Source organism: Paenibacillus silagei, assembly GCF_017874735.1.
Lineage (GTDB): Bacteria > Bacillota > Bacilli > Paenibacillales > Paenibacillaceae > Paenibacillus_AQ > Paenibacillus_AQ silagei.
Genome location: NZ_JAGGLV010000022.1, coordinates 54,798 through 81,370, shown reverse-complemented (window position 1 = coordinate 81,370; position 26,573 = coordinate 54,798). Strand labels below are relative to the sequence as shown.

The 26,573-nt window shown below is 55.1% G+C and carries 20 protein-coding genes; 18 read left to right on the top strand and 2 right to left on the bottom strand.

Going from position 1 to position 26,573, the window contains the following annotated elements:
* The first annotated feature begins 59 nt into the window (after positions 1-59).
* Both J2Z70_RS25630 and nadE read left to right on the top strand, forming a co-directional pair.
* A complete protein-coding gene (locus J2Z70_RS25630) occupies positions 60-494 on the top strand; it encodes a BrxA/BrxB family bacilliredoxin (RefSeq protein ID WP_036722287.1) in 435 nt (144 codons plus the stop codon).
* Between the two features lie 143 nt (positions 495-637).
* Positions 638-1,447, top strand: a complete 810-nt coding sequence (nadE, locus tag J2Z70_RS25625; protein ID WP_209877875.1) for an ammonia-dependent NAD(+) synthetase — start codon at positions 638-640, stop codon at positions 1,445-1,447.
* 211 nt (positions 1,448-1,658) lie between these two features.
* On the opposite strand, the gene J2Z70_RS25620 is transcribed toward nadE, so the two are convergent.
* Positions 1,659-2,477, bottom strand: coding sequence for an alpha/beta hydrolase family protein (locus J2Z70_RS25620; protein WP_209877873.1), 819 nt, complete (start codon positions 2,475-2,477; stop codon positions 1,659-1,661).
* Positions 2,478-2,758: 281 nt separating this feature from the next.
* On the opposite strand from J2Z70_RS25620, the gene acpS reads away from it, so the two are divergent.
* The 13 genes from acpS to J2Z70_RS33470 all read left to right on the top strand — a co-directional run bounded on the left by acpS (position 2,759) and on the right by J2Z70_RS33470 (position 22,833).
* The gene (gene acpS, locus J2Z70_RS25615) at positions 2,759-3,163 is read left to right on the top strand and encodes a holo-ACP synthase (RefSeq protein WP_209877871.1); all 405 of its coding nucleotides are present in this window, start codon (positions 2,759-2,761) and stop codon (positions 3,161-3,163) included.
* 32 nt (positions 3,164-3,195) lie between these two features.
* A complete protein-coding gene (mutY, locus tag J2Z70_RS25610; RefSeq protein ID WP_209877869.1) occupies positions 3,196-4,473 on the top strand; it encodes an A/G-specific adenine glycosylase in 1,278 nt (425 codons plus the stop codon).
* A 713-nt stretch (positions 4,474-5,186) separates the two neighbouring features.
* Positions 5,187-6,224, top strand: a complete 1,038-nt coding sequence (locus J2Z70_RS25605; protein ID WP_209877867.1) for a LacI family DNA-binding transcriptional regulator — start codon at positions 5,187-5,189, stop codon at positions 6,222-6,224.
* Positions 6,225-7,156: 932 nt separating this feature from the next.
* Positions 7,157-8,572, top strand: a complete 1,416-nt coding sequence (locus J2Z70_RS25600; protein WP_209877864.1) for an extracellular solute-binding protein — start codon at positions 7,157-7,159, stop codon at positions 8,570-8,572.
* A 265-nt stretch (positions 8,573-8,837) separates the two neighbouring features.
* Positions 8,838-11,696 carry an extracellular solute-binding protein gene (locus tag J2Z70_RS25595; protein WP_425355131.1) on the top strand — a complete coding sequence of 953 codons (2,859 nt, stop codon included), beginning with the start codon at positions 8,838-8,840 and terminating at the stop codon, positions 11,694-11,696.
* 72 nt (positions 11,697-11,768) lie between these two features.
* Entirely contained in the window at positions 11,769-12,674 is a 906-nt protein-coding gene (locus tag J2Z70_RS25590) for a carbohydrate ABC transporter permease (protein WP_425355130.1), read from the top strand.
* 5 nt (positions 12,675-12,679) lie between these two features.
* The gene (locus J2Z70_RS25585; protein WP_209877862.1) at positions 12,680-13,543 is read left to right on the top strand and encodes a carbohydrate ABC transporter permease; all 864 of its coding nucleotides are present in this window, start codon (positions 12,680-12,682) and stop codon (positions 13,541-13,543) included.
* A 19-nt stretch (positions 13,544-13,562) separates the two neighbouring features.
* On the top strand, positions 13,563-15,005 hold the full coding sequence (locus J2Z70_RS25580) for a tetratricopeptide repeat protein (RefSeq protein WP_209877860.1): 1,443 nt from the start codon (positions 13,563-13,565) through the stop codon (positions 15,003-15,005).
* Complete coding sequence (locus J2Z70_RS25575) at positions 14,992-15,615, top strand: Yip1 family protein (RefSeq protein WP_209877858.1); 624 nt, start codon at positions 14,992-14,994, stop codon at positions 15,613-15,615. The genes J2Z70_RS25580 and J2Z70_RS25575 overlap by 14 nt, the downstream gene beginning before the upstream one ends.
* A gap of 18 nt (positions 15,616-15,633) precedes the next feature.
* Positions 15,634-18,210 (top strand): DUF5696 domain-containing protein, encoded by a 2,577-nt coding sequence (locus tag J2Z70_RS25570; RefSeq protein WP_209877856.1) that lies wholly within the window; start codon positions 15,634-15,636, stop codon positions 18,208-18,210.
* Positions 18,210-19,109: a carbohydrate ABC transporter permease gene (locus J2Z70_RS25565; protein WP_209877854.1), complete on the top strand. Its 900-nt coding sequence runs from the start codon at positions 18,210-18,212 to the stop codon at positions 19,107-19,109. The genes J2Z70_RS25570 and J2Z70_RS25565 overlap by 1 nt, the downstream gene beginning before the upstream one ends.
* Positions 19,110-19,131: 22 nt before the next feature.
* Positions 19,132-20,145: a carbohydrate ABC transporter permease gene (locus J2Z70_RS25560; protein ID WP_209877852.1), complete on the top strand. Its 1,014-nt coding sequence runs from the start codon at positions 19,132-19,134 to the stop codon at positions 20,143-20,145.
* 15 nt (positions 20,146-20,160) lie between these two features.
* Entirely contained in the window at positions 20,161-22,833 is a 2,673-nt protein-coding gene (locus tag J2Z70_RS33470; protein ID WP_245368514.1) for a glycoside hydrolase, read from the top strand.
* Positions 22,834-23,032: 199 nt separating this feature from the next.
* Here the strand turns inward: J2Z70_RS33470 and J2Z70_RS25545 are convergent, their stop codons facing one another.
* Positions 23,033-23,641, bottom strand: coding sequence for a superoxide dismutase (locus tag J2Z70_RS25545; RefSeq protein WP_036723775.1), 609 nt, complete (start codon positions 23,639-23,641; stop codon positions 23,033-23,035).
* Positions 23,642-24,058: 417 nt separating this feature from the next.
* On the opposite strand from J2Z70_RS25545, the gene J2Z70_RS25540 reads away from it, so the two are divergent.
* From J2Z70_RS25540 to queG, 3 genes are all read left to right on the top strand, one after another.
* Positions 24,059-24,478 carry a GNAT family N-acetyltransferase gene (locus J2Z70_RS25540; protein ID WP_036723776.1) on the top strand — a complete coding sequence of 140 codons (420 nt, stop codon included), beginning with the start codon at positions 24,059-24,061 and terminating at the stop codon, positions 24,476-24,478.
* A gap of 204 nt (positions 24,479-24,682) precedes the next feature.
* Complete coding sequence (lepB, locus tag J2Z70_RS25535) at positions 24,683-25,300, top strand: signal peptidase I (RefSeq protein WP_081751075.1); 618 nt, start codon at positions 24,683-24,685, stop codon at positions 25,298-25,300.
* A 35-nt stretch (positions 25,301-25,335) separates the two neighbouring features.
* Entirely contained in the window at positions 25,336-26,532 is a 1,197-nt protein-coding gene (gene queG, locus J2Z70_RS25530; protein WP_209877850.1) for a tRNA epoxyqueuosine(34) reductase QueG, read from the top strand.
* Positions 26,533-26,573 lie beyond the last annotated feature (41 nt).

Genomic DNA, 26,573 nt, shown 5'->3' with positions numbered 1-26,573 from the left:
TAACGTTATCCGGGTTCTGACCTTATCTCAATTCAAGTGATGAAGGAGAGTGCAGAGAAATGTCCATGTCTTTTAATCAATATATGAGAGATTCTATCCAACCTATGCGCGACGATCTGACAAGCATCGGATTTCAGGAGCTGTTAACACCGGAGGATGTGGAAGCAGCCCTTCCGGCAGCCAAGGGAACTTCGCTGGTTGTTGTGAACTCCGTATGCGGCTGTGCCGCCGGACAGTGCCGTCCAGGGGTAGCCCAGGCGCTGCAGAACGAGATTCTGCCGGATCACCTGTTCACCGTATTTGCCGGTCAGGAGAAGGAAGCTACCGCCAAGGCGCGTGAATTTTTCGCACCGTATCCGCCATCATCTCCTTCCATCGCGCTGATGAAGGACGGCGAGCTGGTTCACTTCATCGAACGTCACGGTGTGGAAGACCGTTCGGCCGCCGAGATTGCTGCGGAGCTGAAGGAAGTTTTTGACCGCGTGTGCCAGTAATAATGTCCTGCAGCCTGAGGGCAGCAGCATGAATAAGTAATGATCCCGCATCAGCCAGCCGTCAGCCGGGGGCTTGGCTCATGCGGGATTTTTTTTCTAATGTTAAGGGTAGGGATTACAATTCTAAGAAACGGGGTGGTCCTGTGAGTCTGCAGGAAGAGATTATTGCTACGCTGGGAGTTAAACCGGTGATTGATACGGATGCGGAGATCCGTAAGCGTGTAAATTTCCTGAAAGCGTATGCGCTCCAGGCGGGGGCCAGAGGTCTGCTGATTGCGATTAGCGGAGGTGTGGACAGCGCGGTGGCTGCGGGTCTGTGCAAGCTGGCTACGGACGAGCTGACGGCGGAGGAAGGCAAGGAGTATATGACACTCGGGGTGTTCCAGCCTTACGGGGAGCAGGAGGATATTGAGCACAGCTATGCGGTGGCCCGGGCTTTTGAGCTGACCCATACGGTGGAGACCAATATCGAAGAAGCGGTGAACGAGATCGCCCTGGAGGTCGAGCATAGCCTGAAGGCCCTGGGCCAGCACAAGCATATTACCCATCAGGGCAAGGGGAATGTAAAAGCGAGAACGCGGATGGTGATGCAGTATGCGCTTGCTTTTGAGAACAATCTGCTGGTGGTGGGTACCGATCATGCCTCTGAGGCCATTACCGGATTCTATACGAAGTGGGGCGATGGCGCCGTCGATATAACACCGCTGTCCTCCCTGAACAAACGGCAGGTACGGCAGCTGGCTGCGGCGCTTGGCGTGCCGGCAGATATCGTAACCAAAGCGCCGACGGCCGGACTCTGGCCGGGCCAGACGGATGAGACTGAGCTTGGAATCACCTATGAGGAGAACAGCGATTATCTGGAGGGGAAGACCGTCAGCCCTGAAGCGGCTGAGAAGCTGGAGCGCTTCTTCCGGAGAACGGCGCATAAGCGCGATAGTATTCCGGGGATCTAGACAGGTTATGCCGGAGCCGCCGGGACGCTGCGCTTGATGCAGACGCTCCGGCGGTTTTTGTGTAAGAGTATGCTGGTGCGAGGGCGAACGGCCAAATGTGTGCGGAAAACCGAATACATTGTGTGGCGCGAAGGTGCATCGGCCGAATGTATGCGGAAAACCTAATACAATTAGGCAGCCAGGTATGTGAGGCTCATTATAAATGGATGGTCTACTTCGCCAGTACCCGGTTGATGAACCCTCTGGTAGCGGATATCGCCTGTTCCAACTGGGGGGTAGTTCCGGCAAAAGGATGAACGGTGCCAAAGGTATGATTGCCGCCGGGAATCTGCACCCATTCGATATCCGGCCGCAGCCGGACCAATTGCTCGGAGCCGCGCCGCAGATGCTCGCCGTCTTCACTACCTTGAATCAGGACAACGGGGAAGTTGGCCTGCTTCATCCGCTCTAGAATCTGGTAACGCTCCGCCTGCTGCTCCAGATCCTCTATAATGATGGCGTCCAGCGGCATTTGCTGGCCGGTCCGTCCGTTGAGCACATGGGTCCGGCCCTTTTCCCGCATTTCACTCTTCTGCTGCTCTGTGAACAGATCCAGGTTAGTGATCCCGTTCCAGGAGATGACCCCGGCAATTTCTGCCGGATGATCCAGTGCGTAGAGGAGTGAGTCGCCCCCGCCGCGGCTATGGCCCAGCAGGAAAAGCGGGAGGCTGCCGAACCTGTGGTGCTGGCTCAGATAAGAGAGCAGGATCTCCATATCCTTGATCTCACGCTGGTAGGTGTTGCGGGCGAACTTATCCAGCTCGGTGAAATTCTGCAGATCCTCGCCGATGCCGGCATGGGAGAAGTTGAAGCTGATCACTTCATGCTCGTCGCTGAGCGCCTGTGCCGTATACGGGAACATCCCCCAATCCTTGAAGCCTTTGTAGCCGTGAGCGATAACCACCACACTCCGGGCCTCTCCCTGAGCGGGAAAATGGGAGCAGCGAAGCACCGTATCCTCTCCTGCGGGTAATTCAAAATTACGGGACATAAGGTATTCTTCCTTTCCTTCATCTCTTGGAACTGGCGGTTGTACTTCTTTACCAGATATACCTGATTTGCGGGTGATAGACTTTCAGTTTTTTTTCTTTTAAGATAGCAGAAAGCTGACGCTAAGACTATTATTAATAATACTTGGTCAAGAAGCTGACAGGCTTCACTGTTACAAGAGATCTGTGGAGTCCTAGCAAGATCATATCATTAGACGCAGGGTAAGGATAGAAGGTAATATAAGAGGGTTAAGGAATGCAGAGCCAGGAGAGGTGTGGGAGTGTGATTTACGGAATCGGGCATGATGTGCTGGAAATCGGCAGGGTTGCCGGGATTGCAGAGGGCAGCCTGGGCGACCGGTTCGCACGGAGAATTCTGACCGGGCAGGAGCGGGTGCTGGCCGCAGGCAAAGGCGCGAAGACAGCGGAATTCACCGCCGGGAGATTCTCGGCCAAGGAAGCGGTTGTGAAGGCGCTGGGCTGCGGAATCGGTCAGATGGTGGGTTTTCAGGACATTGAGATTCTGCCGGATGCGCTGGGCAAGCCAGTAGCCATACTGTCGGCGGAGGCCTGGGCCCGGCTGGGGCTGCCGGAGCAGGAGTATGTCATTCATCTCACCATTACGCACAGCCGCGGACTGGCCTCGGCCTTCGCGGTGGTAGAGCGGACGACCGGCCACAGCCTGTAACTATATAATTATGAACGGCAAGGAGAATAACGATGACGACAGATGAGAAGCACATAGAAGCGCAGCAGGAAGCCAAGTTATTCTTCAGCCGTTTCCTGCTGGAATGGTACCACCTCCAGAAGCGGGACCTGCCGTGGCGGCGCCACCGCAATCCGTATTACATCTGGATCTCGGAGATTATGCTGCAGCAGACCCGGGTGGATACGGTAATTCCTTATTTCAACCGTTTTATTGAGCAGTTTCCAACCGTGGAGGCGCTCGCAGATGCACCGGAGGAAGAGGTGCTGAAATGCTGGGAGGGTCTTGGCTACTACTCGCGTGCCCGGAATCTCCAGCATGCCGCGAAGCAGGTCAAGGAGCTGTACGGGGGGCTGGTGCCGGATGACCGCGATGCCGTATTCGGCCTCAAGGGCGTAGGCCCGTATACAGCCGGTGCTATTCTGAGCATCGCGTTCAACCGGCCGGAGCCGGCGGTGGATGGCAATGTGATGCGCGTCTTATCCCGGTATTTCCTGATTGAGGATGACATTGCCAAAGGCCCGACCCGTGTGAAAATGGAAAAGCTCGCCGCCGAACTCATTCCCGAAGGGGAGGCGGGCAGCTTCAATCAGGCGCTGATGGAGCTTGGCGCGCTCATCTGCACGCCGAAATCACCGCGCTGCCTTCCGTGCCCGGTGATGGAGCACTGCGCCGCGCGGCTGGCGGGCTGCGAGGCTTCGCTGCCCGTCAAGACCAAGGCGAAGCCGCCGCGTCCGGAGGAGCGGATGGCTGCCTTAGTGGAGGGCCGCGGCGAGCACGCGGGCCGGGTACTGATCCGGCAGCGGCCGACTAGCGGGCTTTTGGCCCGCATGTGGGAGCTGCCGCACTGGCCTGCGCCGCCTGCTGAGGCCGGCGGCGCGCGCGGTGCGCTGCTGCCGGAAGCGGCAGCGCTGGACCGGCTGCGCCGGTCCATGAGCCAGGCCGGGATTCACGCCCGGCCTGAGGGGCACTGGATGGCTGCGGAGCATACATTCAGCCATATTGTTTGGACCCTGCAGGTGTACCGCTGCAGGGAAGAGGCGGCGCTGCCGCTGGCAGCGGAGAGCCGCGCCGTGTACGGGGCGGCGCAAGCGGAGCGCGCGGATGGCGCGCTAGGGGCACAGCCGGCGGAAGACGCACCGCTGGCGCTGTTCGACAGCGGGGATGCCGCAGCTGATGCAGCAGACAGCGGAGCGCAGCGCTGGATCAACCGTGAGGACATGAAAAATTACGCCTTTCCGAATGTGTTCCTCAAGCTGCTGAACAGCTATTTCGATGAGCAAGGGACGTAGGCTCCAAGCTGCTACCGCTATGCTAATCCCTGCTGAGCCATACAGATCACCCAACGGACAAGCATCACTGCTGCCGATTGCAGTGTAAAGATTAGTATGTTTGGTGCTAGACGGGGGTGCTTCTCTCATCTTCTCACCAACGCTGCAACGGCTGCCGTCCTTCTCAATAGAGTGCCGCCGCTTCCGTGTGCTGTTGAGCAAATGTAGGGTGCTTCGGTTGTGGACAAACTGGAATTAAGTACTACCTGACCTCAACAGCCGAAAGTATAGTATATGTGCGCCACTGACCGCGCCGGAATCAGAGGGATAAATCCCATTAAATGTGCCGAAAGTGGGCGGGTCGAGCAAAATGAGGAGCACAAATACCCCTGAATTGCCAAAAGTGGGCGGGTCGAGCAAAATGAGGAGCACAAGTACCCCTGAATTGGCCGAAAGTGGGCGGGTCGAACGAAATGAGGAGCAGAAATGCCCCTGAATTGGCCAAAAGTTAGTGGTTGAGTGAAGTGAGGAGCAGTTGGCGGCTGGCACGAATAAAGGGCCACTAAGCACCACCCCATCTCCTCGCGCCCTACCAACTCTACCCACGCCCTGCCCCCCCTGCCAACTCCCGCTCCACCCCAATCCCCACCCCACCCCACCCCACCCCCCCCGCACCCATCCGCCCCGGATGTAAGTTGCTATAAGCCAGGAACGCGAGACCAAGGAGGTAAAGGATGAAGACGATTACCATATATGATATCGCCAAGGAGGCCCAGGTGTCCGTAGCCACAGTCTCCCGTGTCCTCAACAATACAGCTCCGGTCAAGGAGAGCACCCGGGAGATCATCATGGCTGTGATTGAGAAGCATCAGTTTCAGCCGAACGCGCTGGCCCGCAGTCTGCTTAAGAAGGAGACTGGCACGATCGCCATGATTTTGCCTGACATCACCAACCCCTTTTTCCCGGAGGTCTTCTGGGGAGCCGAGAATGTAGCCAGAGAGAAGCATTATACCTTCTTCCTCTGCGATACGGCGGGGGAGCATAGCCGCGAGTCGGAGTACCTTAGCATCCTTCGGGAGAAAAGAGTGGACGGGATTATTTTCCTGGGCGGCAGAATTAACCTGAATCAGTGTCCGCCGGCGTTGTCCCAGGAGGTCGTGGAGCTGTCGAAGCATGTGCCGATCGTGCTGGTCAACGGCAATCTGCCCCGGAGCGGCCTGCACCGCATTTACACCGATGAAGAAGAAGGGGCGGCACTGGCCACCCAGCATCTGCTGGACCTGGGACACCGGAGAATCGGATTCCTTGGGGGAATGGAGGAGACCTCCACGACCCAGGTGAAGCTGAAGTCTGTGAGGATGAAGCTGAAGGAGCGGGGGCTTACGCTGCGCAAGGATTGGGTCATGTTCCACGACTTCTCGATCGAGGGCGGACGGACGCTGATGGACCGGATGCTGGAGCAGGAGGACCGGCCGACAGCGGTGCTGTGTGTGAATGATTTTACAGCCATTGGCGCGTTGAAATCAGCCACCCAGCATGGGCTGAAGATACCGGAAGATCTGTCGATCGTCGGGTTCGACGATTCGCCCTTGTCCAGAGCGGTTATTCCGGAGCTGACCACGGTGTCGCAGAACACCAACCAGCTGGGGGAGCTGTCGGTAGAGATGCTTCATGAGCTGATCAGCGGCAGGAATCCCAAGAAACGTACGGTGCTCCAGCCAAAGCTGGTGGTACGCGACAGCACGGGCCGTCCGAAAAATACCGCAGAATAGCTCGCGCATTAGCACGCATAGTAGCCTAACGGAAGCTGCTTACCAGACAAGTCTGCTGTGCACGCATTCAAGTATGTTCATCCAGGGCCGGTCAAGAACTTTCCAGGCGTATGTGGAGTGCGTCAGCACGAGGGGGCCTGTATTCTGGAAAGTTTTTGGATTGAAGCATGAAATTTGTGTAAAGTAGGATTGACCAGGGGATAACCAGAAGTTATAATGAAATGGATTTCATGAAACCCATTTCATTATTTTTTAGAGTTTGAGTAAGCGGTTACTCTGGCGGTACATATGGGACAAGGAGATTTTACGAATTTACTGATAATTTGAAAAGTATAAGAATTCGCAGCCGTAACCCACCACTCATCCGGATATTTCCCGCGAGAGAGGTGCCGACCTCAGAGGGACGGCATGGCCCGTGCACAGTTGCTCCTGATCCTTCCCTCTGAAGCAGTATCGCTCTTAATGGGACGGCAGGGGCCGTACAACAATCCTTATCCTTCCCTCTGAAGCAGTATCGCTCTTAAGGGGAAGGCAGGGGCCGTACAACAATCCTAATCCTTCCCTCTGGAGCAGCACCGCCCTTAAAGGGACGATTCGGCCATGCAATGCTCCTTATCTTTCTCGCTTATACGGCACCGCCCTTAGGGGGCGGTAATAACCGTATCCAAGTTCATTTATTTCCAAGTTTTCTTTTCATCATCTCAAGGGTAGTCTTAAGGGCTTATATGCTGGCATACGCCACTATATAAATATGACATCGGGAAGGGAGCGGGGGACGGACGCAGACATGCTTGAATCAGTTTAATCTTGGATCAGTTTAATCTTGGATCAGTTTAATCTTGGATCAGTTTAATCTTGGATCAGTTTAATCTTGAATCAGTTTAATCTTGGATTAGCTTAACATCACTGAAATTAGGGGAGCGTGGCGAACAGTGAAACAGTTGAAGAAGAAAAGCTCGGCGTGGTTCATGCTGCTGACAGCCGTAGTTACACTTGTAACCGGTTGCAGCGGAGGGAATAACGCGTCTGCACCGGCAACAACACCGGCGGCGGAGGCGACTCAGGCTCCGGCAGCCAGTGAAACGCCAGCAGCGGCAACGGAAGCGCCGAAGGAGCCGGCTGCTAATCTGAACGGGCGGGAGATCCGCATCTCCCACTGGTGGGATGCCACTCCTGTCGGGGATTCAGAGGCAGATGAGCTTGCCCGCGAGCGGATCAAAGCAGTGGAAGAGAAATACAACGTCAAGATTAAATACCTGAATACAGAGTATTGGTCCACCGCCGAGAAGCTGTCCTCTTCCGTTATGGCGAGCGATCCGTTTGCCGAGATTGTCCGGCTGCCTGACGGCTTCATCTGGGGCCTGATGCATGGCGGCTTCCTGACACCGCTGGATGATTATCTGAAGGATTCACTCATCGATCAGAGTGTGATTGATTCCATGCGCTTCGGCGGCGATAAGGTCTATGGCCTGGAAAGCTGGTATAGCCCGAACGACAGCGGCGTGTTCTACAACAAGCGTATTTTCAAGGAAGCAGGCCTGAAGGACCCGCAACAGCTCATGGATGAGGATAACTGGAACTGGAATACGATGCTTGATGCGGCGAAGAAGCTGACGATTGACAAGAACGGGGACGGGAAGATGGACCAGTACGGTCTGGCCGGAGCCCATTATGTGATCTCGGAGCTGCTGATCGCCAGCAACGGCGGCAAAATCTACGATGAAGCTACTCAGAAGGCGGTCTTTGATTCACCGGCATCCATGGAAGCGCTTAACTTCCTTCATAAGCTGTACACGCAGGATAAGGTATTCAAGCCTAACGAGGGCAATGACTGGGAAGACCCGGCTAAGTATTTTGGAGAAGGCACCGTGGCTATGTATCCGGGCGGTCTCTGGGAAATCGAGGGGCGTATTCTTGGCAAGATGAAGGATGAATGGGGATATGTCTATATTCCAAAAGGCCCGCAGGCCGATAAGTACTACGATCCGCTGGGCCAGACAGCAGCCTATGCCATTCCCAAAGGGGTTAAGGATGCGGATACCATCGTAAAGATCTGGGAGGATCTGCAGCCGTTCGACAGCTGGCAGGAGAACCGCAGATTGTCGATGGAGAATATTTTGCCGGATGAAGCCTCTATCGCCAATGCGATGAATGATGAAGATAAGGTGGAGCGGGTCTTCGGCGGACGTTACGGCGGTCTTGGCGTCAAGGATCAGCTGGATAAGGTGACTGAGAAATTCCTGAAGGGCGAGATTACACCGTCCACCGGGGTGGCCCAAGTGATTGGAACGGCGCAGGCCGCAGCCAAGAAAGTACTGAGCGGTGAGCAGGATAAAGAGAAGAAATAGGTAGCTGGACAGCTCATAACAAGGGTAATAACTGCTTGTCTTGCGCAATACCTGCTGTGTTTGTCTGCAAAATCGGCAGCCGCCCTTATAGGGCGGCGTAGCCGTGTGCGCTTGAATTATAAGGATTTATATGTTTCACACAATTATTTATCCTTCTATTCTGCACCACCTGTATCACTCTTAATATGCAAGTCTGCTAGAGGAGGGAACCCGAGTGAGAATATCATTATCCCGGCGGATGATGAACCGGACACTTGTAACCGTCATGCTGATCTCCATGATGGCGCTGCCAGCGGCAAGCGCAGAGCTGCCTGCTGCCCAGGCGCAAGGTGTGACGGGGAACGGGCAGGAGGTGCGGCAGCTGCCTGAGGGCGGCTATGAGCATTATCTGCAGCAATACGAGCGCGAGGAGCAGCCCCGCGAAGAAATCATGCTGAAGGGAGCCGATTATACAGGGGCCGAGGGGATGAGCCCGGAGGTGCTGACGGAGCTTGGCGGGGAGACGGGAAGATACGTCAGAACGGAGGAGAGCGGTTCGGTAGAGTGGCAGCTGGATGTGCCGAAGTCCGGGCTGTATCACATCTCTGTCCGGTATTATCCGGTGAAGGGCAAAAGCTCGGCGATTGAACGTGAGCTGTTGATCGACGGCAAGCTGCCGTTCACCAGCGCCCGCAATCTGTCCTTCGGGCGGATCTGGGTCAATGAGAACCCGGAGATCCAGCAGGATAACCGGGACAATGATCTCCGGCCGCGCCAGATTGAGGCCCCGGCCTGGCAGGAGACCCTGCTGAGAGATACGGAAGGCTACTATGAGGAGCCGTACCAATTCTATCTGTCGGCCGGGCGGCACACCTTGACGATGGTGTCCAGCAGAGAGCCGATGGTCATCGACTATATTAAGCTGCACAGCTACGATGCACCCGCTGCCTACGCAGAGGTGAAGCAGAGCTACGAAGCTAAGGGGTATAAGGCCACCAGCGGCCACTCGGTTAAGGTGCAGGGGGAAGACGCTGCTTACAAATCCTCCCCGACCTTGTATCCGATTACAGACCGCTCAAGCCCTTCAACAGAGCCGTACGATGTGTCCAAGATCAGAATGAACACGATTGGCGGCAACAACTGGCGGGTACCAGGACAATGGATCGCCTGGGAGGTGGAAGCGCCGGAGGACGGTCTGTACAACATCACCATCAAAGGCCGGCAGGAGCTGCTAAGAGGGATCTATTCCACACGCTCTATGCGGATTGACGGAGAGATTCCGTTCCGGGAAATGCTGCAGGTTCCGTTCTACTATGATTCGGATTGGCAGATGAACCGGCTGGGGAACGATGAGGAGCCCTATTTATTCTATTTAAGCAAAGGAAAACACGAATTACAGCTGGAGGTCAGCCTAGGGGCCATTGCACCGCTCTTGCGCCAGGTGGAGGCCAGTGTGCTGGACATTAATGCGATGTACCGGAAAATCCTGATGATTACAGGCAATGTGCCTGATCCGTACCGCGATTATAAGCTGGAGGAGCAAATCCCGGATATGACGGCGGTCTTCCGTGAGCAGAGCAAGATTCTATATGGCGTATCGGAAGAACTGGTCCGGCTTACAGGGGAAAAGAGTGATAAAACCGCAACCTTGAATAAAACTGCCTATCAGCTGGCGGACATGGCCGACAAGCCGGAAACGGTGCAGAAGCGGCTGTCGCAGTTCAAAATCAATGTCGGCAGCGTCGGCTCCTGGATTCTGGAGGTACGGGAGCAGCCGCTGGAGATTGATTACCTGCTGCTCTCTTCGCCGGATGTGAAGCTGCCGAAGGCGAATGCTTCCGGGTTCAGGAAGCTTGTGCATGAGGTGTCGTCCTTCACCCATTCGTTCTTCGAGGATTACAACACGATTGGCAATACCACGGAGAACGGCGAGAACATTGATGTATGGATCGGAACCGGCCGCGACCAGGCGCAGGTGCTGAAGGCAATGATTGATGATACATTTACCCCGCTCACCGGCATTGGCGTCAATCTGAAGCTGGTGAGTCCGAATGTGCTGCTGCGCGCCTCGCTGGCCGGGGAAGGCCCGGATGTGGCGATGCAGGTCGGCAATGATATGCCGGTGAACTTCGGGATGCGCCAAGCGGCAGAGGATCTGTCGAAGTATCCCGGCTATGAGGATGTGGTGAAGCAGTTCAGAGACAGTGCGCTCGTGCCGTACCGGTTCGAGAATCAGGTCTTTGCCCTGCCGGAGCAGCAGATCTTCAACATGCTGTTCTACCGGAAGGATATTCTTCAGGAGCTGAATCTTGAGCCGCCGCAGACCTGGGATGAGGTCTACGCGATGATTCCGGTGCTGCAGAAGCACCGGATGGATATGGCGCTGCCGCTCGCGCAGACGACAGGCGTGCCGGTGCTGGAGGTTAACCGCGCCTATGCCATGCTGCTCTATCAGATGGGCGGATCATTTTATCTGAATAACGGAGCGAAGAGCGGACTCGATACAGAGACCGGGCTGGCTGCCTTCAAGAACTGGACCAATTTCTATACCAGCTACAAGCTGCCGCTGATCTTCGACTTCCCGATGCGGTTCCGCACAGGCGAGATGCCGGTCGGCATTCAGGACTATACCTTCTATAACTATCTGAGCGTATCTGCGCCGGAGATTAAGGGACTGTGGGAATTCATTCCGGTTCCGGGCACGAAGCAGCCGGACGGCAGTATCCGCAGGGATGTTGCCAGCGGGGGCACCGCCGCCCTGATGCTTAAGCAGGCGGGGAACAAGGATGCTGCCTGGGAATTCATGAAGTGGTGGGTAGACAAGGATTCGCAGGTCCGCTTCGGCCGGGAGATGGAGGGCCTCATGGGTGCGGCTGCGCGGTATCCGACCGCCAACGTTGAAGCGCTTAAGGAGCTGCCGTGGCCGACAAGCGATTACCGCCATCTGGAGGAGCAGTGGCAATGGGTGCAGGGTGTGCCTGAGGTGCCGGGCGGTTACTTCACAGGCCGCCATCTGGACAATGCGCTGCGCGAGGTCATCAACAATGGAACGAACACCGCTGATGCCCTGTACGATTATGTGCAGGAGATCGACTATGAGATTGATCAGAAGAGAGCAGAGTTCGATTTGAAACGAAGGGAATAGGGAGGGACTCTTGTGCAGAAAGTGAAAAATACGGCCGAACCCTTGATTCAGCCCCGGCTGTCCCCTTCCGGGCTGCGTAATTACTGGGCATTGTTCGGCAAGGATGTGCGGCGGGATAAGCACCTGTACGTCCTGCTGGCTCCATATATGGTGCTGTTTCTGTTGTTTACCGTACTGCCGGTGGCGATTTCGATCATCTTCAGCTTCACGCACTTCAATATGCTGGAGATGCCGCGCTGGATCGGCTGGGAGAATTATTCCAAGCTGCTCTGGAACGATGATGTGTTCCTGATCGGGGTCAAGAATACACTGATTTTCTCGGTCGTTACCGGACCGGTCAGCTATATCGCCTGTTTTCTGTTTGCCTGGCTGATCAATGAGCTGAATCCCAAGCTGCGGGCGTTTATGACCCTGATCTTTTTTGCGCCGTCGATCTCGGGGAATGTATTCTTCATCTGGCAGATTATCTTCTCCAGTGACTCCTACGGGATCATCAACGGACTTCTCATGCAGCTTGGCGTAATTTATGAGCCGATCCAATGGCTGCAGGACCCTAAGTATATGCTGGGGATTATCATGCTGGTACAGCTCTGGCTAAGCCTCGGGACCAGCTTCCTGGCCTTCATCGCCGGACTGCAGACCGTTGACAAGACGCTGTATGAAGCAGGGGCTGTGGACGGTGTCAAAAACCGCTGGCAGGAGCTGTGGTTCATTACGCTCCCTTCCATGCGCCCGCAGCTGATGTTCGGCGCGGTTATTCAGATCACTGCGTCGCTGGCAGTTGCTGATGTAGCTATGGCGCTGGCAGGCTTCCCGAGTGTGCAGTACGGGGCGCATACGATTGTAACCCATCTGGTGGACTACGGTACGATCCGCTTCGAGATGGGCTATGCCTCGGCGATTGCCACCGTGCTGTTCGTGATGATGCTGGGCAGCAATCTGATTGTTCAAAAGCTGCTGAAGAGGGTGGGTGAATAAGCGGGATGAAGCTGGCGATACGTCTGAACAAAAAAGTAAACCGTTCCTGGCAGGTCGACGCCCTGCTGTTCCTGGCCCTGGCCGGATTCGGATCATTCATGGCGGTTCCGTTAATTTATGTCATTAACAATGCGTTCAAGCCGCTGGATGAGCTGTTTATTTTCCCGCCTACGCTGTTTGTACGCAATGCCACGCTTGAGAACTTCGCCAATCTGTTTCAGGTGATGAAGAATTCCTGGGTGCCGTTCTCCAGATATATATTCAACACGGTATTCATTACCGCTGCCGGTACAGCCGGGCATATTCTGCTGGCCTCGGCGGCGGCTTACCCGCTGGCGAAGCATAAATTCCGCGGCTCCAAGGTGCTGTTCACCGTGGTTGTCCTGTCGCTGATGTTCTCGCCGCATGTCACCGCGATACCGAACTATATGATTATGTCCGCTCTGGGCTGGATGGACTCCTACCAGGCGGTTATCGTTCCTGCCTTTGCCTATCCGCTGGGACTCTATCTCATGAAGCAGTTTATGGAGCAGATCCCGGATGCGCTGCTGGAGGCGGCGAAGATAGACGGGGCAAGTGAATACCGCATCTTCTGGCAGGTTGTCATGCCGCTGGTGAAGCCGGCCTGGCTGACGCTGCTCATTCTGATGATGCAGATGCTATGGGGCACGGACGGGGGCAGCTTCATCTACAGCGAGCAGCTCAAGACGCTGCATTACGCGATGGGCCAGATTATTCAGGGCGGGATCGCCCGTGCAGGAGTCGGAGCCGCGGTAGCGGTGATTATGATGACCGTGCCGATTGTGACGTTCATTCTGTCACAGAGCAATGTGATTCAGACGATGGCTTCGTCCGGCATGAAGGACTGAAGCGATGGAGGCGTTGGGGTTGAGAATAAAGTCATCGATACTGGTGCTTGTATCCGTGCTGCTGCTTGTGAGCCTGTGTCCTAGGCCGGCCCGGGCTGCGCCGTATGAAGGATATACCTACTCCTACTGGGGAGACGCTGTTCAGTCGCCGATTGCTTATCTTCCTTCGAGGGCCATCAGCGGGCTGGAGGCAGGGACGGGAGCCTGGACCGCTCCGGGAGACCTGTTTGTCTCAGCGGAAGGGATGCTCTATGTGCTTGATTCCGGGAACGGGAGGATTGTGGTGCTGGATAAGGAGTGGAACACACTCCGTGTCATCGAAGGCTTCCGGAACGGGGAGAAGAAGGACAGCTTCAATAACCCGGAAGGTCTCTTCGTTACGGACGCCGGCCGGATCTACGTGGCGGATACGGAGAATGGGCGGCTGGTCGAGCTGGACGGCACAGGGACCTTCGTGCGGGAGATCGGAGCGCCGAAGGCGGATGTGATCGGAGCGGGTTTTGAGTATTTTCCGCGGAAAGTGATTGTTGATAAGGCAGGCCGCATCTATGTGGTCGGCAGAGGGGTCTATGAAGGGCTGATCGAGTTCGACAGCGACGGGCAGTTCACAGGCTTCATGGGCACGAACAAGGTGCAGTTTGATCCTGTGGATCTGTTCTGGAAGTCGGTATCGACCAAGGAGCAGCGCGAGAAGATGGTGCAGTTCATTCCGCTGGAATTCAATAATGCCGATGTCGATGAAGATGGCTTCATCTATACCACTACAGTGGATAAGAAGACCTTCTCTCCGATAAAAAGACTGAATCCCTCCGGCATCGATGTCCTGCGGGTTGGCGGGGAGATTCCACCGATCGGAGATCTGAGTAAGGACCGCTCCGCCTTCATTGACATTGATGTGACCGGAAACGGGGTCTACCGGGCACTGGACGCCACGCGCGGGCGGATCTTCACCTACAATGAGGACGGCAAGCTGCTATATGTAATCGGCCAATTGGGCAGCCAGCTCGGCACATTCAAGAACCCGGCGGCGGTGGAGAGCTATGAGAATGCGATTTATGTGCTGGACCGTGATCTCGGGAGAATTACCGAGTTTACGGTGACCCGGTTCGGCAGCATGGTGAATGAAGCCAACACCCTGTACAGCTCCGGCAAGCATGATGAAGCCGCGAAGCTGTGGCGGGAGGTGCTGAAGCTGGATGCCAACTATGAGATGGCGTATGTTGGCATCGGCAAATCTCTGCTCCGCCAAGGCGAATACAAGGAGGCTATGACCTTTCTGAAGCTGGGCAATGACCGTGAATATTACTCCAAGGCACTGGGGAAATACCGCAGGGAGTATATGCGCGATCACTTCAGCATCTATATGACCGGAATGATAGCCATGCTGCTGGGCGGCTATGTGATCGTCCGCCTGGTGAAGCGGCCGAGAAAGGAAGGGAGGGTTCAGGATGCCGTTTCTTAAGGACATTAAATATTCATTGCATGTAGCAATGCACCCCTTCGACGGATTCTGGGATCTGAAATACGAGAATAAGGGCAAGCTGCGTATGGCACTGGGCATTCTTCTCGCCCTTACCCTGACCATGATCGTGAAGCGCCAGTATGTGGGCTATGTGGTCAATTATAATCACCCGCTTGAACTGAACAGCATCAATGAGCTCAAGTATATTATTTTCCCGTTCCTGCTCTGGTGCCTGGCGAACTGGTCGCTGACGACGCTGATGGACGGGGAGGGGAAGTTCGCGGAGATCGTCATTACGACAGGCTACGCCCTGCTTCCGCTGATTCTGATCAACATCCCCAATATCCTGCTCAGCAACGTGATTACACTGCGGGAGGCTTCCTTCTATCATTTGCTGGATGCTCTGGCCACGCTGTGGTTCGTGTGGCTCTTGTTCATCGGGACCATGACGGTTCATCAGTACACGGTACTCAAAACGATTACAACCATGCTGCTGACGCTGGCTGTGGTGGGCATTATCATCTTCCTGGGCCTGCTGTTCTTCAATCTGATCCAGCAAATTGTCAGTTTTGTCTACACCGTCTACCAGGAGCTTTCACTTCGCGGATAAGAAAGGAGGAGCCAGGCTTTGAAGAAGAAGCTAACCATCATTGCAATTGTGCTTATGCTCAGCGGCGCAGCCGTCCTGCCGTACGCGGACTTGGCCGAATCCGCACCTGAAGCTGAATCGGCGGTACAGTCTGAAGCAGCGAGACCATCCGAAGCAGCGATACAATCCTCAGCGCAGAGCGTGCAGGACACCCCGACCCCGAAATCGCCGGAGCTATCCGCAGACATGAAGGAGGCACTGGACAATGAATATCTGACCCTGTATCTGAATCAGATGACCACGGAGATCGCCGTTAAGGATAAGAAGAGCGGAGCGCTCTGGTATTCTAACCCGCAGGACCGCGAACAGGATGCTGTCGCCACTGGATATAACAAATCCAAGCTGAATGTGCAGGTGGAGCTGACCTATTATGACAGCAAGGGCAATCTGATGAACTACGACAACTACACCCACAGTGTGCAGAGCAGCCAGTTCACCATCGAGGAATCGGGCGACAGCCTGAATATCGTGTACACGCTGGGGGAGGTCAAGAGCAATATCGACGGCATTCCCAAATACATCAGTGAAGAACGCTTCCGTACCCTGATCATCGGGCGCCTTGAGAAGGACAGTGACAAGAAGGAGATTGAGAAGCGGTTCAGGTACGATGAGCCGAACAAGCGGTATGAAAGAAGGGATACCTCCTTCAAGGGAGTGGGGCTGAAGAAGGTGACCTCCCTGTTCGGGCAGATCGGCTATGATGAGGCGCAAATCGCCATCGATAAGGCGGCCTACGGTGAAGAGGAGGACGGAGCCTCTCTGGTGACGCTTCCCCTGGAATACCGGCTGGACGGGAAGCTGCTGCGGGTAAGCATCCCGGGCGATAAGGTCCGTTATCCGGATAATATGCATATTCAGAGTTTGTCGCTGCTTCCGTTTTTTGGGGCGAGCGGGACGAAGGATGAAGGCTACAGCCTGGTGCCTGACGGCTCCGGGTCGCTGATACACTTCAATAATAACAAGCTCTATGCAACCCCTTACCGTACCGCGATGTACGGGCCGGATGCTGCGCTGACCCAGCTGGGGCAAGTGCAGAAGGAGGAGACCGCACGGCTGCCTGTATTCGGCATGAAGGTTCAGGACCGCGGCTTCCTGGCGGTGATCGAGAGCGGAGATGCGGTTGCAGCCGTGGAGGCAGACGTCAGCGGGCGGCTGAATCAGTATAACTATGTCTTCTCCAGCTATACGCTGGGCAGTCTGGAGGAAGTGACGCTGACCAACGGCTGGCGCTCCAGTACGGTGAAGCAATTTCAGGCAGGTATTTTCCCCGGAGATATCACTGTAGCATACAGCTTCCTTGATCAGGAAGAAGCCAGCTATTCAGGCATGGCCGCGCAATACCGGGAGTACTTAATCGAACATACCGGGATGGCAAGGCTGGAAGATGCAGAGGACGTTCCCTTCTACCTGGAATTGATCGGCGGCATTCCGAAGAAGAAATTCTTCCTGGGCATTCCTTACAGTGCTTATGAGCCGCTTACTTCCTTCAAGGAGGCCGAGGTCATTCTGGAGCAGATGCAGGAGAAGGGGATCGGGGACATTCAACTGCGGTATACCGGATGGTTCAATGGCGGCATCAACCATAATTACCCGAAGGGCGTATCGGTGGACAGCAAGCTTGGCGGGGCAAAAGGGCTTCAGGAGCTGCAGTCTTACGCACAGGATAAGGGAATTACACTGTATCCCGATGCTTCGTTCCTGCAGACCTTCCCGGAAGCCAAGGGCTTACGCAAATCACAGGCCTCCCGGCTGATTACGGGCAAGCTGGCGCATACGTACCCCTTCGACTTCTCCATGCTGAAGCTGGATGTGAAGCAGCCCTCCGGTTATGTCGTCAGCCCCCGGGTACTGCCGGGTGTGGTAGACGGCTTCCTCGGGGATTATGCAGCGCTTGGAGTGGACGGCTTGTCCCTGCGGGATCTCGGCAGCGGGTTAAATTCCGATTTCAATGCGGAGGATCTGGTGGACCGCCAGCGGGCCGAGGGAATCGTCAAGGAGCAGCTGGAGCGCATGAGCAGCTCGGTGCCCCGCTTGATGGTGGAAGGCGGCAATGCGTACGCGGCGCCCTTCGCCCGTCATATAGTGGCTGCGCCCATGCAGAGCAGCGGGTTCAATATTACGGATGAGAGCATCCCCTTCTTCCAGATGGTGTACCACGGCTATCTGCAATATGCCGGAACCGCCTGGAATATGGCTGACGATCAGGATGCATCACTCAGCCTGCTGAAGGCGCTGGAGACCGGGAGCGCACCTTATTATACCTGGTTCTATGCAGATCCTTCCGCGATTAAAATGACGGGATTCGACCGGCTCTACTCGGCGGATTACCGCAGCTGGATTGATCAGGCAGCCGGGCAGTATCAGGCATTGAGCAGTGTACTGAAGAGTGTCCAGTCCCAGACGATCAAGGAGCATAAGAAGCTTGCGGCCGGTGTCTATCAGACGACCTATGAAGCGGGTACCGCAATTATAGTGAATTATAACCGTGCACCGGTGACTGTGGGCGGAGTAACCATAGACGGACGGAATTACCGGGTAGGAGGTGAGCAGCCATAATGAAGCTTAAGAAGCTGTCCCTGGAGCAAAAAAACAGATATTACGGCCTGTACTTTATTCTTCCCTGGTTCGCGGGCTTCTGCTTCCTGTTCCTGACGCCGCTGCTGTCTTCCCTGCGGTTCAGCCTCAGTAACCTGCAGGTCAATGATGAAGGCTTCACGCTGAAGTATATCGGACTCGCGAACTTCCGGGAGGCGCTGTTCTCCCATGAATCCTATGTCCGGACATTAACGGAATCCGTGATGAATATCGTGCTGAACACCCCGCTTATTCTGATTTTCAGCCTGTTTTTCGCCGTGCTGCTCAATCAGAAGTTCCATGGCAGGGTGCTGGCCCGGGCCATCTTCTTCCTGCCGGTCATTCTGGCCTCGGGCATTATTGCCAGCATTGAGAACGGGGATCTGATGCAGTCTGTTGTGCGCAGCGCCAGTGATTCCACGGGCGGAGGCCTGTCGGTGATCAAGAATCTGGAGCTGACCACGCTGCTGATCGAATCCGGTCTGAGCCCCACCGTGGTGCAGTATCTGACTGGAGCGGTGAGCCGGATCTATGAGATTGTCAGCCAATCGGGCGTGCAGATTCTGATCTTTTTGGCGGGGCTGCAATCGATCTCCCCTTCCCTGTATGAGGCGGCGAAGATTGAAGGCTCCACAGGCTATGAGGCGTTCTGGAAAATTACGTTTCCGATGATCGGCCCGCTGATCCTGACGAATCTGGTCTATACCATCATCGACAGCTTCATCAGCGACCAGACCAGCCGGATGGTGGTGGATACAGCGTTCAAGAGCTTCAATTTTGGGCTGAGCGCAGCCATGTCCTGGATGTATTTTGCTATCATCGCGCTGCTGTTGTGGGTAACGACGGCGCTGATCTCACGTAAAGTCTTTTATCAAGACTAGCGGCTTGGAAGGAGGAGCATTCATGAAGACAGAGACCGCAGCAATGCCGCACCGCTCTAAGAAAGAGCAGCTGAACCGGCTGGCTTCGGCCGCCTATTGGGTGGAATTTTCGAAAAAATGGTTGTGGGTGATCGCCCGTTTTGTGCTGGTCTTCGGCATATCGTTCGTCATTCTGTATCCGATCCTGCTGAAGCTGTCGATTGCGTTCAAGAGTATGGACGATTTGTATGATTCCACCGTGATCTGGGTACCGCAGGCGTTCACCCTGGAGAACTTCAGGCTCGTATTCAAGGCGATGAACTATCCGGCAGTACTGCGGAATACCATGCTGTTGTCCTCAGCGGTTATGGTGCTTCAGACCATCATCTGTGTGCTGGCCGGTTACGGCTTTGCCCGGATTAAGTTCAAGGGGAGCGGGCTGCTGTTCGCGGCAGTGATCTTTACGATTCTTGTCCCCTCCCAGACAATCATGATCCCCCTGTACCTGCACTTCAAGAACTTTGACCTGTTCGGCCTGATTGAGCTGTTCACGGGGAAGCCGGCGAATCTCATTAACACGTATTGGCCGTTTATTATTTCTTCAATGCTCGGGATGGGCGTTAAGACAGGGCTGTATGTCTATATTTTCCGCCAGTTCTTCAAGGGCATTCCACGGGAGATTGAGGAAGCGGCCTATGTGGACGGAGCAGGCTATTTCACCACCTTCGCCCGGGTGATTCTGCCCAATGCCATTCCGTCTATGGTAACGGTGATGCTGTTCTCCTTCGTGTGGCAGTGGAATGACTCATTCTTCACCAATATGTATCTGAATGAACCGAAGGTCATGTCATCGATGATGTCATCGGCCGGCTACGGCATTGCTACCTACATGACAGGCGGCGGACAGGCGGCGAATTCGCTCGTTCAGGACCCGTTCTTCATGTCCATGATGATGAATACCAGTGTGCTGATGGCGATTCTGCCGCTAATTATTCTCTATGTATTCGTTCAGCGGCATTTCGTAGAGAGTGTGGAGCGTTCCGGTCTGGTCGGTTAGGAGGAGGATAGGAGCATGAAGTGGCTGGCAGCTATGGCGGTTACCGGCGTTGTTCTAGTGTGTGTTGTTGTTGTTGTAGTTCTGTTCAGTAATAGGAAAGAGGAGGAAATCCCTGTGCAGCACCAGAAACCGCCGGATGCGGCAGTGACGATAGACGGCAAGCTCCGCTATCAGACTATCGATAACTTTGGCGCGTCCGACGCCTGGTCCATGGACCCCCTGGGGAAGGAGTGGACCGAAGAGAATAAGAACAAGGTGGCAGATTTGCTGTTCTCACGCAGCAGAGGGATCGGGCTGTCGGCCTGGCGCTTCAATATAGGCGCAGGCTCGGCGGAGACCGATCAGGCAATCATTCCAGATCCGTGGCGTAGAACGGAAGCTTTCAAAATAACGGAGGAAGGGCCGTACGACTGGAGCAGGCAGGCAGGCCAGCAGTGGTTCCTGCGGGCGGCCAGGGAGCGCGGAGTCGAATCCCTGATTGCCTTCGTCAACAGCCCGCCGGTCTGGATGACCCGCAACGGCCATGCCCAGCCTGATCCGGAGGTAGGCTCCAGTAATTTGAAGGAAGGCTCTGAAGCGGCCTTCGCCTCCTTCCTGATTGAGGTGCTGGAGCATTTCAAGCAGGAAGGGCTGGCGTTCGATTATATCAGCCCCGTTAACGAGCCGACCTGGGACTGGAATCATGCGCAGCAGGAAGCCAGCCGGTACAACAATGACGATCTGAAGCGGGTGATTCTGGAGCTGCATGCCCAGCTCCGTGCCAGCGGGCTGGAAGCGCAGATCAGTGCCCCGGACGGGGTGGAGATTACCTCTCTGCTGGATGATGAACACTACCGGGAATTCACGGGCAGCGGCGTCTATTCCAGCGGGGCTAACAGCCTGGGGCTGGGAAAATACCGGGAATACATTAAGGACCTGCTGGGTGACCCTGTGCTGAAGGAAGCGGTAGGCAACAAGATCGCCTCGCATTCCTACTGGTCCGACTACAGTCATTCTGGCGACGACCGGCTGGTGAAGCTAAGAAGGCTGCTGGAGCGCAATCTGAAGCAATATGATCCGCAGGCCAAATATTGGGTCACCGAATACTGCATTATGGGCGACTATGGCCCTGGACGGGATCTGGGGATGGAGCCCGCGCTGCAGGTGGCGCGCACCATTCACTTCGATCTGACCGAGGCAGATGCAGCCGCATGGCAATGGTGGACGGCAGTGTCCAAGGTGGATTACAAGGACGGTTTGCTGTACACCGATTATACTCAGCCAGGGGACGAGCAGAACATCCTGACCTCGAAGATCCTCTGGTCGCTCGGCAACTACAGCAAGTTCATCCGCCCCGGAGCGGTGCGGATTGCGCTCTCCGGTCTGAGCCAGGAAGCCGGAAGTGAGCTGCTCGGCTCGGCTTATGTACATGAGGAGGAGCAGAGCATGACGGCGGTGCTGGTGAATGACAGCCTGGAGGAGAAGCAGGTGAAGCTCACGCTGAGCGGGCTTGGGCTGAAGGCTTCGGCCTTGCGTTCCTATGTAACCAATGCGCAGCTGGATCTGGCCCGCGGCGAGGATGTGGCCGTTGATGTAGCTGCTGATGGGACAGCAGATGGGGAGCAGGTATTCCAGGCCTTGATTCCGGGCAAGTCGGTGGTGACCCTGGTGGCAGGCGGGCCGGAGCTTGAGGAGGAGGCAAGCCAGCCGGGTGAGGTTGCCGGAACTCAGGTTACCGGGACTCAAGCTGCACAGGACATTCCGGTGGCGGTGGACTATGCGGGCTATCTGTTCAGCTATTTCACAGGCGAAGGGACCGGGGACGGCGAGCAGGTATACTTCGCCCTCAGCGAAGGCAATGACCCGCTGCATTGGAAGGAGCTGAATAGCGGGAAGCCCGTGCTTAGGTCCAGCTTAGGCAACAAGGGGGTCAGAGATCCCTTCATCATCCGTTCACCTGAAGGTGGACAGTTCTATCTGATCGCCACCGATCTGAAGATCAACGGCAATTGGGATTGGGGCGCAGCCCAGACACAGGGCAGCCGGTCGATCATCGTGTGGGAATCGGATAATCTCGTGGACTGGTCGGAGCCTTGGGAAGCCAAGGTCTCGCCGGAGGAAGCAGGGAATACCTGGGCACCTGAGGTGATCTATGACCAGGAGAGCGGGAAATATATCGTATTCTGGGCCTCGCGGATGTACGCCGATTCTACTCACACCGGGGACGCCTACCAGACGATCCTGTACAGCAAGACACGCGATTTCCGCGCGTTCACAGAGCCGCAGGTCTATATGGACTACGGGTATTCGATCATTGATACCACTATGGCGGCATATAACGGGAAGATTTACCGATTCACCAAGGATGAGCGCGAGCAAGGCCCGGAATCCCCTTTTGGCAAAATGGTGTTCCAGGAGTCCCTGGATTCAATATTTGCGCCTGAGGTGAAGCTGCTAAGCGGGAGTGTCGGCGGACTAAAGGGCATTGAAGGGCCAACCCTGTTCAAATCCAATACAGAGAAGAAGTGGTATCTGTTTGTGGATGAATTCGGAGGGAGAGGGTACATCCCGCTGGAGACGGAAGATCTTGATTCGGGTAAGTGGACGGTATCCACTGATTATGAGCTGCCGGCCAGCCCCCGCCATGGAACGGTAATTCCGGTCACCCGGCGTGAGTACGACGCTCTGAACGCCAAGTTCAGGCAGTGAATTCAGCCTGGCTTAGCGTGGCAAGTGGAAACGGCATTGCCGTCCTTTTAAAGGACGGTACCGTTTCAGCGAGAAATAGAAGGATAAGTTATCGTGTGGAACATATAAATTCTTATATTTTAAATAAAAACAGGTTCACCCTTGCCATTACGGCAGAGGTGAACCTGTTTGCTTAGAGCATCATGCTGAAGGCAGATGCTTATTTCGCGCTTTCGTAACGCTTGCCGACTTCTTCCCAGTTCACTACGTTCCAGAACGCCTTGATGTAGTCAGGACGTTTGTTCTGGTAGTTCAGGTAGTAGGCATGCTCCCATACATCGAGGCCGAGGATTGGAGTTGCGCCTTCGCTGATCGGGTTGTCCTGGTTCGGTGTGCTGGTTACGGCAAGCTTGCCGTCCTTCACCACGAGCCAAGCCCAGCCGCTGCCGAAGCGTGTAGTAGCTGCAGCCGCGAAGTCTTCCTTGAATTTATCGAAGCCGCCCAGCTCGCTGTCAATGGCAGCAGCCAGTGCGCCGGTTGGTGCGCCGCCGCCATTCGGTCCAATCACTTCCCAGAACAGGGTGTGGTTGGCATGTCCACCGCCGTTGTTGCGGACCGCTGTGCGGATCGCTTCCGGTACAGCGTTCAGGTCGGTCAGAAGCTCATCGATGCTTTTGTTTTGCAGTTCGGGTGCCTTTTCCAGTGCGGCGTTCAGGTTCGTCACATAAGTGTTATGGTGCCTGTCATGATGAATCTCCATCGTCAATGCGTCGATGTGTGGTTCAAGTGCGTTGTTCGGATACGGAAGTGCCGGTAATTGAAAAGCCATGGAAAAATCCCTCCTGATTATATGTTGGTTTGGGTATATATCCGTTGAGATACTATTATTAAAACGCATCTGGAACAATAATGCAACATTAAATAAACAAAAATGTTTAAAAAGTATTTTCCCGTCCCCAGCTCACTGAAAGTGTTAAGGCTGTGTTAAACTAGTGAGGCTTCGTAACCGGGACGTTTTGACTACTATAATCTCCTAATAGATGTTAAATATGAAACTATATTGAATGTAAACGCTTCATATCAAGCGCTTTCAAAAGAAAAATGATGATAACGCGAGAAAAGTGTGCTTTAATAGAGACAAAAGCAGGTATTCCTCGGTTTTTGATGCTTTTTTCCACTTTATGCTGTTATGGAAACTCCTTCTTTTTGTAAAATCATAAGCCATAGAAAAGGGAGACTTGAAAGTATGCACGTTCGTTCCTTTCAATTAAGCGATGTAACTCCAGTGACTGAATTGCTGCAGACCGCATTATCGGAAGAATGTTTCGAGAGCACGATCGAGCCTTTCTCCAGGCAATTGTCATGGGATTCTGATCTCATTGTAGTTGCTGAGGATGAAGGAGAAATCATCGGTGCGCTGATTGGTACGATTGAGAAGAATCACGGCTGTTATTTCCGCATTGCCGTCCATCCGGATTACCGCCGCAGAGGAGTCGGTAAGAGTCTTGTAACGGCTATGGAGAGCAGATTTCAGGCGCGGAAGGTCAGCGGCATTTATGTTGCCGTCGATGAACACAATTCTTTTGCAATGCCTCTATATGAAGCCATGGGTTATGACGAGAACCACATTTTCAAATCCGTGCGCAAGCTGAGCATTGTCGGGTAACTGTTGTTGAACCGCTGCTGTAAGCGGAATCAAAGGTCAGAGTAGAGAACTGTTGCAGGGCGGATACTTTGAATATGGGTATTCCTGCATAGTCTGTTTCATTATACTAAAGCATATCTTCCCTATGTCCATTGCAAATGGGCGGGAGATATGCTTTTCTATTGTTAAGGAACGGATAACCCAATCGAAGCAAGTAGGTGGCCTATGAACCGGGAGCTTGAAGAAGATTTCATGCGGAGCCGCAGACAAAGATACAGATCAGTGACGCATAACAAGTCCAGACAGAAGTCCCGAAGAACATGGATCAAGGATATGCGGGAGTGGATCATTACGGCGGGGATTGTGTTCGCTGTGATGTCGCTGCTTAATATCTATGTGTTCAATGTGTCAACTGTAATCGGCCAATCCATGGAGCCTACCCTCTATCAGGGGGAGAAGCTGATTATTAATAAAATCGCCCTCAGCTTCGGGAATCCGGGCCGCGGGGAGGTTGTCGTCCTTCATGATCCCAGTACGGGACCCAGCCGCAAGGAATATCTGGTCAAGCGGGTGATCGGCATTCCCGGCGACATTATTGAAGTACGGAACCAGCAGCTCTATCTCAACGGCAAGCTGCTGGATGAGCCATATATCGATACGTCTATAGAAGATCCCGATTTCAGCAGTCTGACCGTGCAGGCGGGGACCTACTTCGTCATGGGGGACAACCGGCATGCCGGAGCCAGCAAGGACAGCCGTTATTTCGGCGCTGTCGCAGGGGAGAGTATTGTGGGTAAGGTCTCCCTGATCTGGTGGCCTCTCTCTAAGATGAAGGCCCTGTAGAGCAACCTTAGTCAATCTATAAAGGAGAGGCGGATATGCACCTCAACATCCAGAAAGGCTACGCTCCGCCTCCTTCCAAATGGGAGGAACTTAAGGCTGAGATTAAGGCGGCTGCAGCTGCGCTCGGTATCGATGATATCGGGTTCACCACTGCGGAGCCGTTTTTATATTTGAAGAACATTCTTCAGGAGCATCGGGACAAGGGGTACGAATCCGGCTTCGAGGAGCCTGACCTGGACAAGCGGACGGTTCCCGCCCTCCAGTCCGGGGAGCAGCCGCTCTCCATCATTGCGATTGCCGTGGCCTACCCCTCCAAGATGGAGAATCCGCCCAAATCCGAGCCGGGTGCACGCAGAGGTATTCTGGCCCGCGCCTCCTGGGGACAGGATTACCATCATGTCCTTCGTGAAGCGCTGGCGAAGCTGGAGAGCTTCATCCGTGAGCGTGTCCCGGATGCTGTGCTGGAGAGCATGGTGGATACGGGAGCGCTGGTAGACCGGGCAGTAGCGGAGCGGGCAGGGATCGGCTTCAGCGCCAAGAATTGTGCGATTATCTCTCCCAAGTGGGGATCATGGATCTATCTGGGGGAGATGGTGACGAATCTCCCGCTCCCTCCGGACCAGCCGGTGCAGGAGGGCTGCGGTGACTGCACGAAATGCATCGATGCCTGTCCTACCGGCGCGCTGGTCGGACCGGGACAGCTCAATGCCCAGGCCTGCATCTCCTTCCTGACCCAGACCAAGGGCTTCCTGAGCGAGAACTATATGACCAAGATCGGGAACCGGCTCTACGGCTGCGATACCTGCCAGATTGTCTGTCCGCAGAACCGCGGCAAGAACTGGAATCACCGCCCGCAGCTCCAGCCTGACCCGGAGGTGGTCAAGCCGCTGCTGCTGCCGATTCTGGATCTCAGCAACCGGGGGTTCAAGGAGAAATTCGGCAGCAGCTCCGCCGCCTGGCGAGGCAAGAATCCGATCCAGCGCAATGCGGTCATCGCGCTGGGCAACTTCAAGGAGGCATCGGCCGTGCCGAAGCTGACTGAGATTGTGCTGAAGGAGACGCGGCCGGTGATGCGCGGGACGGCTGCCTGGGCGCTGAGCCGTATCGGCGGCGAAGAGGCGCTTGCGGCAGTCGAGCAGGCGCTGGAGAGCGAAGAGGACGCTACGGTGCGCGACATGCTGGAGCGGGCCGCAGGCAAGCTGCGCGAGCAGAGAGCAGCGGACGGGAAATGAACCGGCTGCCAGCGGGATTTGCCAATTGCTGTCCAGTTGTT

Coding starts and splice junctions, on each gene's coding strand:
- J2Z70_RS25630 (WP_036722287.1), top strand. CDS start 60: ATGTCCATGTCTTTTAATCAATATATGAGAGATTCTATCCAACCTATG.
- J2Z70_RS25620 (WP_209877873.1), bottom strand. CDS start 2,477: ATGTCCCGTAATTTTGAATTACCCGCAGGAGAGGATACGGTGCTTCGC.
- mutY (WP_209877869.1), top strand. CDS start 3,196: ATGACGACAGATGAGAAGCACATAGAAGCGCAGCAGGAAGCCAAGTTA.
- J2Z70_RS25605 (WP_209877867.1), top strand. CDS start 5,187: ATGAAGACGATTACCATATATGATATCGCCAAGGAGGCCCAGGTGTCC.
- J2Z70_RS25595 (WP_425355131.1), top strand. CDS start 8,838: ATGCTGATCTCCATGATGGCGCTGCCAGCGGCAAGCGCAGAGCTGCCT.
- J2Z70_RS25585 (WP_209877862.1), top strand. CDS start 12,680: ATGAAGCTGGCGATACGTCTGAACAAAAAAGTAAACCGTTCCTGGCAG.
- J2Z70_RS25575 (WP_209877858.1), top strand. CDS start 14,992: ATGCCGTTTCTTAAGGACATTAAATATTCATTGCATGTAGCAATGCAC.
- J2Z70_RS25565 (WP_209877854.1), top strand. CDS start 18,210: ATGAAGCTTAAGAAGCTGTCCCTGGAGCAAAAAAACAGATATTACGGC.
- J2Z70_RS25560 (WP_209877852.1), top strand. CDS start 19,132: ATGAAGACAGAGACCGCAGCAATGCCGCACCGCTCTAAGAAAGAGCAG.
- J2Z70_RS33470 (WP_245368514.1), top strand. CDS start 20,161: ATGAAGTGGCTGGCAGCTATGGCGGTTACCGGCGTTGTTCTAGTGTGT.
- J2Z70_RS25545 (WP_036723775.1), bottom strand. CDS start 23,641: ATGGCTTTTCAATTACCGGCACTTCCGTATCCGAACAACGCACTTGAA.
- J2Z70_RS25540 (WP_036723776.1), top strand. CDS start 24,059: ATGCACGTTCGTTCCTTTCAATTAAGCGATGTAACTCCAGTGACTGAA.
- lepB (WP_081751075.1), top strand. CDS start 24,683: ATGAACCGGGAGCTTGAAGAAGATTTCATGCGGAGCCGCAGACAAAGA.
- queG (WP_209877850.1), top strand. CDS start 25,336: ATGCACCTCAACATCCAGAAAGGCTACGCTCCGCCTCCTTCCAAATGG.